The sequence below is a fragment of the Myceligenerans pegani genome (assembly GCF_014892515.1).
In the GTDB taxonomy this organism is placed as follows: domain Bacteria; phylum Actinomycetota; class Actinomycetes; order Actinomycetales; family Cellulomonadaceae; genus Myceligenerans; species Myceligenerans pegani.
The window spans coordinates 1-11277 of the sequence record NZ_JADBGR010000008.1; the positions used below are offsets into that span (position 1 = coordinate 1).

At 72.9% G+C, this 11277-nt stretch carries 9 protein-coding genes; 7 read left to right on the forward strand and 2 right to left on the reverse strand.

Features of this window, described 5'->3' with window-relative positions; translation table 11 throughout:
• From infB to IIE03_RS00070, 4 genes are all read left to right on the forward strand, one after another.
• Positions 1-1971, forward strand: a 1971-nt coding sequence (infB, locus tag IIE03_RS00055) for a translation initiation factor IF-2 (protein WP_192860696.1), incomplete at its 5' end; no start/stop codon positions are given.
• Between the two features lie 133 nt (positions 1972-2104).
• The gene (rbfA, locus tag IIE03_RS00060; RefSeq protein WP_192860697.1) at positions 2105-2569 is read left to right on the forward strand and encodes a 30S ribosome-binding factor RbfA; all 465 of its coding nucleotides are present in this window, start codon (positions 2105-2107) and stop codon (positions 2567-2569) included.
• On the forward strand, positions 2566-3531 hold the full coding sequence (gene truB / locus IIE03_RS00065) for a tRNA pseudouridine(55) synthase TruB (RefSeq protein ID WP_192860698.1): 966 nt from the start codon (positions 2566-2568) through the stop codon (positions 3529-3531). The genes rbfA and truB overlap by 4 nt, the downstream gene beginning before the upstream one ends.
• Positions 3532-3606: 75 nt before the next feature.
• Positions 3607-4086 carry a hypothetical protein gene (locus IIE03_RS00070; protein WP_192860699.1) on the forward strand — a complete coding sequence of 160 codons (480 nt, stop codon included), beginning with the start codon at positions 3607-3609 and terminating at the stop codon, positions 4084-4086.
• On the opposite strand, the gene IIE03_RS00075 is transcribed toward IIE03_RS00070, so the two are convergent.
• Positions 4083-5258: an ABC-2 transporter permease gene (locus IIE03_RS00075; protein ID WP_192860700.1), complete on the reverse strand. Its 1176-nt coding sequence runs from the start codon at positions 5256-5258 to the stop codon at positions 4083-4085. The genes IIE03_RS00070 and IIE03_RS00075 overlap by 4 nt on opposite strands.
• A 186-nt stretch (positions 5259-5444) precedes the next feature.
• Between IIE03_RS00075 and IIE03_RS00080 the strand changes: the two genes are divergently transcribed.
• A complete protein-coding gene (locus IIE03_RS00080) occupies positions 5445-6041 on the forward strand; it encodes a TetR/AcrR family transcriptional regulator (protein WP_192860701.1) in 597 nt (198 codons plus the stop codon).
• A 39-nt stretch (positions 6042-6080) separates the two neighbouring features.
• Here the strand turns inward: IIE03_RS00080 and IIE03_RS00085 are convergent, their stop codons facing one another.
• Positions 6081-7040, reverse strand: a complete 960-nt coding sequence (locus IIE03_RS00085) for a bifunctional riboflavin kinase/FAD synthetase (protein ID WP_192860702.1) — start codon at positions 7038-7040, stop codon at positions 6081-6083.
• Positions 7041-7366: 326 nt separating this feature from the next.
• Here IIE03_RS00085 and IIE03_RS00090 point away from each other — a divergent pair, with 326 nt between their 5' ends.
• Together IIE03_RS00090 and IIE03_RS00095 are read left to right on the forward strand one after the other, a co-directional pair.
• Positions 7367-9295: a peroxidase family protein gene (locus IIE03_RS00090; protein ID WP_192860703.1), complete on the forward strand. Its 1929-nt coding sequence runs from the start codon at positions 7367-7369 to the stop codon at positions 9293-9295.
• 141 nt (positions 9296-9436) lie between these two features.
• Positions 9437-11277 (forward strand): bis-aminopropyl spermidine synthase family protein (locus IIE03_RS00095; RefSeq protein ID WP_192860704.1); only part of this gene is annotated, 1841 nt, incomplete at its 3' end.

Consider the following 11277-nt stretch of genomic DNA (forward strand, 5'->3'; position numbering starts at 1 on the left):
GGCTTCCGCGGCCGCGGTGGCGGCGGTCGCGGGTCGACGCAGGGCGCCTTCGGGCGTGCCGGCGGACGCCCGGTCCGGGGGCGGAAGTCCAAGCGCCAGAAGCGCCAGGAGTTCGAGGCGATGCAGGCCCCGTCGCTCGGCGGCGTCAGCGTCCCGCGCGGCAACGGCAGCACGGTCGTGCGGCTGCGTCAGGGCTCGTCCCTGAACGACTTCGCCGACAAGATCGATGCGAACCCCGCCGCGCTCGTGACGGTCCTGTTCCACCTCGGTGAGATGGCCACGGCAACGCAGTCCCTCGACGAGGACACGTTCGGCACCCTGGGTGCCGAGCTCGGCTACGTGATCGAGATGGTCTCGGCCGAGGAGGAGGACCGCGAGCTGCTCGGGGCGTTCGACATCGACCTGGAGGCCGAGGAGGCCGACGAGGCCGACGAGGACCAGCTGCCGCGTCCGCCGGTCGTGACCGTCATGGGTCACGTCGACCACGGCAAGACGAAGCTGCTCGACGCCATCCGCAAGTCGGACGTCGTCGCGGGCGAGCACGGTGGCATCACGCAGCACATCGGCGCGTACCAGATCCGCCACGAGCACGAGGGCGTCGACCGCGCCATCACGTTCATCGACACCCCGGGTCACGAGGCGTTCACCGCCATGCGTGCCCGCGGTGCGGACGTGACGGACATCGCGATCCTCGTGGTCGCGGCCGACGACGGCGTGATGCCGCAGACGGTCGAGGCGGTGAACCACGCGCAGGCCGCGGGCGTGCCGATCGTGGTGGCCGTGAACAAGATCGACGTCGACGGCGCGAACCCGGCGAAGGTCCGCCAGCAGCTCACCGAGTACAACCTGGTGGCCGAGGAGTACGGCGGTGACACGATGTTCGTCGATGTCGCGGCCAAGCCCGGCATCGGCATCGAGGACCTGATCGACGCGGTCCTGCTGACCGCCGACGCGTCGCTGGACCTGCGGGCCAACCCGAACAAGGACGCGCGCGGCGTCGCGATCGAGGCGAACCTCGACCGCGGTCGCGGTGCCGTGGCCACCGTGCTGGTCCAGTCCGGCACCCTGCGGGTCGGCGACGGGATCGTGGCGGGTACGGCCTACGGCCGCGTGCGCGCCATGATCGACGAGCACGGCAACGCGGTGGAGGAGGCCACTCCGGCCCGTCCGGTCCAGGTGACAGGTCTGACGTCGGTGCCGAGCGCCGGTGACACGTTCCTCGTGGCGCCGGACGACCGCACGGCACGGCAGATCGCCGAGAAGCGCCAGGCCGCCGAGCGGGCCGCACTGCTGGCCAAGCGGCGCAAGCGGATCAGCCTCGAGGACTTCGACGCCGAGCTCAAGAAGGGCAAGGTCGAGAGCCTCAACCTCATCCTCAAGGGCGATGTGTCCGGTGCCGTCGAGGCGCTGGAGGACGCACTGCTCAAGATCGACGTGGGCGAGGAGGTCGAGCTGCGTGTCATCCACCGCGGTGTGGGTGCCATCACGCAGAACGACGTCAACCTCGCCACGGTCGACAGCGCGGTGATCCTCGGCTTCAACGTCAAGTACGGCGAGCGGGTCGAGGAGCTGGCGGACCGCGAGGGCGTCGACGTCAAGTTCTACTCGGTCATCTACCAGGCGATCGACGACATCGAGGCCGCCCTCAAGGGCATGCTCAAGCCGGAGTACGAGGAGGTCCAGCTGGGCACCGCGGAGATCCGCGAGATCTTCCGCTCCTCGAAGTTCGGCAACATCGCCGGCTCGATCGTCCGGTCCGGCGAGATCCGCCGCAACGCCAAGGCGCGTGTGCTGCGCGACGGCACGGTCGTGGGGGACAACCTCACGGTCGAGTCGCTCAAGCGGTTCAAGGACGACGCCACGGAGGTCCGCGAGGGCTTCGAGTGCGGTATCGGACTCGGGACGTTCAACAACATCGCCGAGGGCGACATCATCGAGACGTGGGAGATGCGCGAGATCCCGCGCAGCTGACCCGTTGTCACGACGCCGGGCGGCGGGCCGATGTCGGGTCCGCCGCCCGGCGTCCCGGAGGCCGTGCGGACAGGCGCCGTCGTCACGACGGCAGGCCGTCTCGCGCGGCCTTTCGCCCCGAGAAAGGGAAACCATGAACGAGAATCCTCGTGCCCGGCGGCTCGCCGACCGGATCAAGGAGATCGTGGCGCGGATGCTGGACTCGCGGATCAAGGACCCGCGTCTCGGGTTCGTGACGATCACCGACGTGCGCGTGACCGGAGACCTGCAGAACGCCTCGGTGTTCTACACCGTGTACGGCTCCGACGAGGACCGCGCCGAGACCGCCGCCGCGCTGCGGAGCGCCACGGGGATCATCCGCAGCGAGGTGGGCAAGCAGACCGGCGTACGCCTCACGCCCACCATCGAGTTCCATCTCGACGCCGTACCGGAGAGTGCCGCGCACCTGGACGCCGCGCTGCTCGAGGCGCAGCGCCGCGACGCCGAACTGGCCCGGCTCCGCGCGGGCGCGCGGCATGCCGGCGAGGTCGACCCGTACAAGAAGGCGCCCGGCGAGGCCGACTCGTCCGAGCACCCGGTCGACGACGACGAGCGGTGAGCGCTCGTCCGGAGGGTCGCGGACGCGCGTCCGAGCGGCCCCCGCGCCGCCCGACCGCCCCCGACGGGTTCGTCGTCGTCGACAAGCCGCAGGGATGGACCAGTCACGACGTCGTCGCGCGGACGCGGGGCCTGGCCGGCACCCGGAAGGTCGGCCACGCCGGCACGCTCGACCCCATGGCGACGGGTGTGCTCGTGCTCGGGATCGGGAAGGCGACGCGTCTCCTGACGTACGTGGTGGGCGCCGACAAGGACTACGACGCCACGATCCGCCTGGGTGTGGCGACGAACACCGACGACGCCGAGGGCGAGACCGTCGCGTCCGACGGCGCCTCCGGCCTGCCCGACGACGCGCTCCGAGCCGCCGTCGACCGGCTGACCGGCGACATCATGCAGGTTCCCACCACCGTCTCGGCGATCAAGATCGACGGCGAGCGCGCGTACGCGCGCGCCCGGGCGGGCGAGGACGTCGCACTGGCGCCTCGCCCCGTCACCGTGTCGCGGTTCGACGTCCTGGACGCCCGGGCCGGGACGGCCGACGGGGTGCCCGTGCTGGACCTGGACGTGCGGGTCACCGTCTCCTCGGGGACGTACGTGCGCGCGCTCGCGCGGGATCTCGGAGCCGCGCTCGGCACCGGAGGCCACCTGACCGCGCTGCGGCGCACCCGCGTCGGCGGATACGGCCTCGACGTGGCACGGACGCTCGACGCGATGGAGGCGCAGGCCGACCGCGACGGCACGCTCGCCACGCTGCCGCTCGCCGTCGCGGCGCGCGGGATCCTTCCCGTGCGGGACGTCGACGAGGCGGAGGCGCGTGCCCTGGGCTTCGGTCAGTGGATCGCACCCAGCGGCCGGACCGGTGTCCTGGCGGCGATCGACCCGTCGGGAGATCTCGTCGCGCTGGTGGAGGATACCCGCCGCAAGGGTGAGGATCTGGCCAGGCCCGTTCTGGTTACCCGCTGATCAGCAGATTCGCCGTGATTGTCAATCACTTCCAGACTTCCTGAGTGCCATGTCGGATTGATACCTTTGTGCCTCGTGGGGGTACGAATAACAGCGGGTCTGGCAGACGTCGGGGCAGTGGTGGCGGCGCTCCCCGCCCTCGTGGGGCGCGAGGCGAGCGTCGACATCGTGGACTCGGACAGCGAGGGGACCGACAGCAGCCCGGAGCTGCTGCAGGCGCTCGTGTCCGCGCTGCCGTGGTGGCCGGAGAACACCGAACTCGGGATCGCGTTCCAGGAGACCTACCTGACGCTCGTGGCGCTTCAGGGGCGCGTCATCGTGCGTACGCGCTACCCGGCGGTGCTCACGGAGAACGTCGCCGACCCCGTGGACCCGATCCAGATGGGCTGGCGGCCGGTCGGGGACCGGAACATCCAGCTCATCGGATCGACGATGACCGAGGTCGAGTTCGGGAACTTCCTGCAGATCCTCGATCTCACGGTGCGCCAGTCCCTGGGCGAGAACCGCCTCACCGGCTTCATCTACTCGGTCAAGCAGCCGGCCCTGCGTTCCTAGCTCTCCGTCGTCGTCCGCGCGTGGCCCACCAGGGAGAGCACGATGCCGCCCGCGGCCCAGGCGCCGAGTGCGATCCACGCGTTCGCGGGGTCCGCCGCCGGGAAGTAGGAGAGGTCGCGCAGCAGGGTGCCGCTCGCGCCGGGCGGGAACCACTGGCCGATCTCGCCCCACTGCCAGGGCAGGAACTCCTTCGGCACCGTGACGCCGGCGATCGGGTTCCCGATCAGCAGCATGAGGACCGGACCGGCGGCGATCCCCGCACGCCCGACGAGCGCCACGATCCCGGTGATCGGCGCCGCGATCGCGCCGATCGACAGCGAGAGGGCGGCCAGCGTCCACCACCAGTCGCCCTGCAGTGCGCCGAACCAGCCCTGCAGGACGCCGGTGAGGATCCCGCCCCCCAGCACGGCGTAGAGCAGTGTCGCGACCACGCGCCGCAGGGCGCCCTGGACGGCGATCGAGATACCGATCCCGCCGATCATCCCGCCCAGGAGCGTCGGGAACAGGGCGGCGGTGAATCCGCTGCCGTTCGGGTCGTCGTCGGACAGGGGAACGACCTCGGTCACCGTGACCCGCGGGATCTCGATCGTCATGGGGTCCGGGGCGGGTGCGGGCCCCTCGGGCGCCGGGGGCCGCTCGCCTCGGGCGGCTGCGGCGAGCGCCGCGGAGACCGCGTCCTGGACGGCGCGCTGCGTCGCCTCGGCGGCCTCGGCCTGCGCGGCGGTCATCCGCTCGCTCATCGCGGCGGTCGCCCGCTCGGTGACGGCGGTCTGCAACTGCTGGGCGATCTGATTCATGAGCTGGTGGGTCACGCCGCCCGCGGCCGAGGACGTGAGGACCTCGGGCGCCTCGCCGGCGGAGAGGTCGCCGAGGACGATGCCGCCGTAGGTCTCCCGTGTCTCGACGGCGTGGACGGCCTCGTCGCGGTCGGCGACCTCGATCAGGTCGAGGGCGCCGGGCCGGGCCTCCTCGAGCTGGTCGGTCAGGGCGGTCACGGCGTCGTCGGGGCCGGTGATCGCGACCGGGAGGTCCTTCGCGTCGGCGGTCACCGCCGGCCAGGTGAAGGCGAGCACGATGAGGGTCAGCACGAGGCCGAGCCCGAGCGTCGCGCCGACGAGTCTGCCGGCGGGTGTGTGGGGCGCGGGTGCCCCGGCGGGGGTGTCGTGGGACATGACAGGTCTCCGTCACTGGTGGGACGTCACGTGCGGGACGCCGTGTCGGACGTCGCCGGGCGGCGTCGTGGGGTGGCGCCGGAGCGGCGGCGGGGTCATCATGGAAAACGAACGTTCGTTTTTCCAGACCCACGATCCTCCGTGTCCGTACCCTTGTCAACACACCGATTCGTGAGGGAGAGCACAGTGCCCAAGGTCAGCGACGCGCACCGGCGTGCGCGCCGGGAGGAGATCCTCGCCGCCGCGCTGCGCGCGTTCACGGCCAAGGGGTACCAGCGCACCTCGATGGCGGACGTGCTGGCGGAGTCCGGCCTGTCCACCGGCGCGATCTACGCGCACTTCGCCGGTGGCAAGCGGGAGCTGTTCGTCGCGGTCGCGCGCACCACGCTGCTGCGCCGCAACGAGGAACTGGTCGCCGCGTCGTCCGGCGTCGAGCCGCCCAGCCCCGGCGAGATCCTACGGATCGTGCTCGGCGGCGTGCTGCGGGACGGGATCGAGCCGCGCATCCTCCTGCAGCTCTGGAGCGAGGCGACGATCGAGCCCGAGATCCTGGAGATGGTGCACGAGGCGATCGGGGTGGTGCGCACGTCGTTCCGGGCGGCGCTGGAGCGCTGGTTCGTCCAGCACCCGGAGTACGCTCCCGACGGCCCGGAGGCCGCCGCGGAGCGCATCCTGCCCGTGCTGCTCGGGCTCGGCCAGGGGTTCATGGTGCAGCACTCGCTCTTCGACGGGTTCGACGCCGAGGCCTACCTCGACGCGGCCACGGCCGTCCTGCCGTCGTGACCCGGGCGCTCGGCGTCCGCGGCGTCGGGACAGCGGCGATCAGGCGTTCAGGATCGTGTGCGCCCGGGCGACGTCGTCGTGCATCTGGGCGATGAGCGGTGCCATGCCCTCGAACCGGATCGTGGGCCGCAGGTGCTCGGTGAACTCCAGGACGACCTGCTCGTCGTACAGGTCCAGGTCGTCCCGGTCGAGCACGTAGGCCTCGACGCGGCGCTCCACGCCGTCGAACGTCGGGTTGGTCCCGACCGAGATCGCGGCGGGCAGCACGCAGTCGGGGTCCGACGGCGCCCGCTCGGCCAGCTCCGGGCGGCGCAGCCAGCCGGCGTACACGCCGTCGGCGGGCACCATCCCGGCGATGCCGCCCAGGTTCGCCGTCGGGAAGCCCAGCTCGCGGCCGCGCGCGTCGCCGTGCACGACGGTGCCCCGCACGCGGTGCGCGCGCCCGAGAACCCTCGCGGCCGCCGCCACGTCGCCCTCGCTGAGGTTCGCCCGCACCGCCGTCGACGACCAGCGGTGATGATCGTCACCACCGACGTCCTCGATCGCCACGACCTCGAAGCCGTGCTCGCCGCCGAGCTCGACCATGGTCGACAGCGTGCCGGCGTTCTGCTTGCCGAAGCGCACGTCGTGCCCGACGACGACGGTGCGCGCGCCGAGCCCGTCCACGAGGTACTTGCCCACGAACTCCTGGGGGGTCTGCGCGGCGAAGTCCAGCGTGTACGTGACCACGAGGACGCCGTCGAGGCCGGCCGCGGCCATCAGGTCGAGCCGGTCGGTGAGGCTCGTGATCAGCTCGGGCGCGGTCTCGGGGCGGTGCACGGCGGCGGGATGCGGGTCGAAGGTCACGGCCACCGCACGGGCGTCGTCGGCCCTCGCCAGTGAGACGATCCGGCCGAGCACGGCCTGGTGACCGCGATGCATGCCGTCGAAGTTGCCGATCGTCACCACGGACGGCCCGAACCCCGCGGGAACCTGCTCCAGGTCGGTCCACACCTGCACGCGGAATACTCCTTCAGCGCCGGAAGGGTCGCGCGGCCCTGCCGGCCGCCGCGTTCGCGGCCCGATGCCGCGCTGGTCCAGCGTGCCACGCCGCACGCCGGAACGCGGAATCGGGCACGACGACGTGTGCGCGCGTCACGCCGAGGGCCTCGTCTGATGCCTCCCGAGGGGCGACGCCGGGCGGATGCACCGCCGCCTCGACGAGCTGCTGGCGGAGCGGCCTGCCGCGACCGACGTTTCGGCCCTGGCTGAACTGTCGCCGCGGAGGGCATCCAAATCGGTCCGGCGTGCGTCTAGCCCGGTGAGAACCCATCCGAGGAGAATCCATGGACCGCACCGCCCCGGCACTTCATCCGGGAGAGACCAGTGGCACCCCGTACGAGCCGGCGGACCTGGCCGAGACGCCGGCCGGCCGCACGGTGGGCCGGATCGGGCACGGCGGCGTCCTCACGCCCGAGGACCGGCCCGCCGGCCAGGCCGATCCGGCCACGAGCCGTGCGACGCTGCTGCCCCGGACCGAGGAGGCGGTGCGGCGCGACCTGCGCGCCGGCAGGTTCGACGCGACGACGGCGTTCGACTACCTGTTCGCCGGCGCGGCGGAGGAATATCCGCTGACGCACCTCTCGCCTCTCGACCCGGAAGCCACCAAGGACGCCTTGCAACGGCTCGGCGCGGGCATGATCGAGTCAGCGGACCCCGGTCCCCGCGAGTCCACGATCCCGGTCGTGTACACGTACTGGGGCCAGTTCATCGACCACGACGTCACGCTGTTCCTCGCCGGTGCGGAGGCCGACGAGGGCCCCGCGGACGGGCCGCGGCCGAGCCCGGGGCCGCCCGGCGGCCGTCGCGGGGGCCGTGAGCGCCGCCTCCCGCCGATCGGTGACATCATCGACGACCCGTTCGAGGCGTTCTCGCCCGGTCAGGTGCGCCGGCGGCTGCGCAACGCCCGCGTCCCGCTGCTGGACCTCGACAGCCTCTACGGCTCGGGGCCGCGCTTCGCCGGTGACCGGCACCACGGCCGCACCCGGAGCGAGGCCGCCTACGTGCCGGGCTCGGCCAAGCTGCGGCTGGGCCGCCTGGGCGATCTCGGCGAGAACTTCGTCCCCGTGGCGCCCGCCCCGGACCGGCAGCGCGACCTGCCGCGGGACGCGGACGGCGCCGCGATCGTCCCCGACGCGCGGAACGACGAGAACCTGCTTGTCGCGCAGTTCCACGTGGCGATGATCCGATTCCACAACGCGGTCGTGGACTGGATGGCCGACCGGCACCCGCGCCTGGCGCGCAATCCGCGGGCCCTGTTCGCCGAGGCCCGGGAGCTGGTGCGGTACCACTACCAGTGGCTCCTGGTGCACGACTTCCTGCGGACCGTCACCAAGCCCGGCGTCCTCGACGCCGTGCTCGCCGACGGCGCCCGGCTGTTCCGGCCGGAACGCCGCGTGTCGATGCCCGTGGAGTTCGCGGCGGCGGCGTTCCGGTTCGGGCACTCCCTGGTGCGTGAGACCACCGAGCTCAACGCGAACTTCAACAGCGGGAGCCTGAGCGGCTCCGCCACCCTCCGGGACCTGTTCCTGATGACCGGCGCGGGAGGCCTGTCGTCGGACCCGTCCGCTCCGAACACGGCACTGCCGGCGCAGTTCGCGGTCGACTGGACCCTGTTCACGGACCACGGCGACCCCAACCCGGACCACATGTCGCGCAGGCTCGACCCGTTCCTCGCCGACGGCCTGTCGGACCTCCTGAACGAGGGCAACGACTTCACGGGCGCCGTCCGGGAACTGCTCAGGCACCTCGCGCAACGCAACCTGCTGCGGGCCTACCAGCATGCCGTGCCCACGGGTGAGGCCGTGGCCTCCGTCCTGGGCCTCACCCCGCCGGCGCCCGCCGACCTGCGCCGGGGCGCGACGCCCGCCGTCGCCGCCGCGCTCGACGACCTCGGCGAGACACCCCTGTGGTACTACGTCCTCAAGGAGGCCGAGCTCCAGGGCAACGGAAACTTCCTGGGCGAGGTGGGCAGCCGCATTCTCGCGGAGACGTTCGTCTACCTGCTGCAGGTCGACGACAACTCGTTCCTGCGCCGCGCCGGCTCCCCGTGGACCCCCGCCCAGGGCGTGCGCCTGGACGACGGCCGCCCCCTCACCACGATCACCGACCTCCTGCGGTTCGCGGGCGTGTACCCGGTGGCCTTCTCGGAGGGTGGCGAGCCGGAGTTCCGCCGCCACGGCCCGCACTACGCGGGCCACGACGGCGAGGCCTGACGCCGGCCGCCACCCGCTGACGTCGGTTCAGCAGGGCCGCGCAGACCTCATGGAGGCCCCGAAGGGGGTCCGAGACCCTGCTGAACGACAGTCAGCAGGCGGTGGTCCGTCCTGGTGGCGCGCGTGACGTAGGTTGCGCGTATGGCATCGCACTCTCCCGCCGGCGACACCGGAGGCCTCGTCGAGGACCAGCTCCCGATCGACCGGGTGCGGGAACTCGTGGAGACCTTCGGGGCGTACGGGCGCGGACACCGGGAGGCCCTCGCCGTGCTGGCCGACGGCGCCACCCTCGCCGACGTGGTGCAGGCCACCGCGCTGCCGCGGCGGCTCGTCGAGCAGATCCTCGCCGCCCTGGGCGCCGATCTCCTCGCCGAGGGGGACGACCTTCGCATCCGCCCGGAGCGGGCGGGGGAGTACCGCGAGATCTTCCGCGCCGCACAGCTCACGTCCACCGCCCTCGGCCTGCCCGCCGACGACCGGCTCACGGCCGCCGCAGAGCTGGTGAACGACATGGAGCGGATCGTCGCCGCCGCCCCGCGGCCGAAGAAAGCCCTCGACCACGTGCCCGCGACGCCGGAGACGACCGTCCGCCGCGCCCTCTGGGTGGACGGCACCTACGACCTGGCCGGAGCCACGCTCCTGTGCGTCGGCGACCACGACCTCACCTCGATCGTCACGTGCCTGCGCAACCCGGCTGCGCGCGCCGTCGTCGTCGACGTCGACGAGGAACTGCTCGCGTACATCGACGCCGTCGCCGCCGAGCGCGGGCTGCACATCGAGACCGCCTGGGCCGACTTCCGCGTCGGACTCCCCGAGGCCGCCCGCGGCACCGCCGACCTCGTCTTCACCGACCCGCCCTACACCCCCGACGGCGTCCGCCTGTTCCTCGCCCGCGGCCTGCAGGGCCTCCGCGACCGCGAACACGGACGCCTGCTCCTCGCCTACGGGTACGGCACCCACCACCCCGGTCTCGGGTTCGCCGTGCAGCAGGCGATCGGCGAGCTCTCGCTCGTCTACGAGGCGATCCTGCCCCACTTCAACCGCTACGCCGGGGCGCAGGCCGTGGGCAGCGCCAGCGACCTCTACGTGTGTCGGCCCACCGCCCGCACCTGGCGGTCGCTCGACCGGGTCACCACGACCGCCGTGAACATCTACACCCACGGCACCCAGTCCGTCGAGGCCGGCAGCGGCGCCGGCAGCCGCCTCGTGCACGACGCCGTCCTCGCGGCCGCACACGGACCGGAGGACCTACCCGTCGCGGCGACGGTGCTCCTCCCCGGCAGCGCGAACCCGCGCGGCGAGGGCGGCCGCGGCGACGACGGCGCGGCCGCCCTCGCCGGTGCCGCCGAGGTGCCGTTGCGGGCGCTCTTCGACGGCTCGGCCCAGGCCTCGCTCAGGAACGCGAAGGCGTCGGCGCTCGCGGCCGATCTGTCCGACGACCCCGGCACGTGGCTCTACCGGGTGCTGCTCGGGGTCAACGCGCGGCGCGTCGTGGCCGCGATCCCCAACAACCATCCGGACATCACCAGCCGGGCCGCGCAGGACGCGCTGCGCGACGATCTCGCCGGGAAGTGGCGGCTCACGTTCCGCCGCAGCACGCCGGATCCGACGCACGCGATCCTGGTCGCGGACGACGCGGGGGGTGAGCCGCCTGGCGACGGGGCCGGCGGGTCGGACCGGGAGCACACGTCGGGCGGGCCCGCGAGGGCCGGCGAGACGGGCGAGCCGGACCGGGACACGGTGTTCGGAGGGCGGGGTCAGGATGCTGCGCCTGCGCAGGACCCGGCGGCCGTGGCGCGCCGCCAGGTGCTCGGTGGCGCCTCGCGGAAGCTCGAGGCCGCGTGGCGGGACGCCCTGGTCAAGGGCGCCCGGGCGGCCGGCACGGCACTGAGCCGGAGCGAGGCGCGGGAGGCCGTCGCGTCGGCGGCCGCGGCCGGAGGGCTGCCGCCCGGCACGCTCGCCCGCCCGCTCGTCGCGCTCCC

What these genes read in the sequence shown, in the direction of transcription:
- rbfA (WP_192860697.1), top strand. Translation starts at nt 2,105, where the DNA reads ATGAACGAGAATCCTCGTGCCCGGCGGCTCGCCGACCGGATCAAGGAG.
- IIE03_RS00075 (WP_192860700.1), bottom strand. Translation starts at nt 5,258, where the DNA reads ATGTCCCACGACACCCCCGCCGGGGCACCCGCGCCCCACACACCCGCC.
- IIE03_RS00090 (WP_192860703.1), top strand. Translation starts at nt 7,367, where the DNA reads ATGGACCGCACCGCCCCGGCACTTCATCCGGGAGAGACCAGTGGCACC.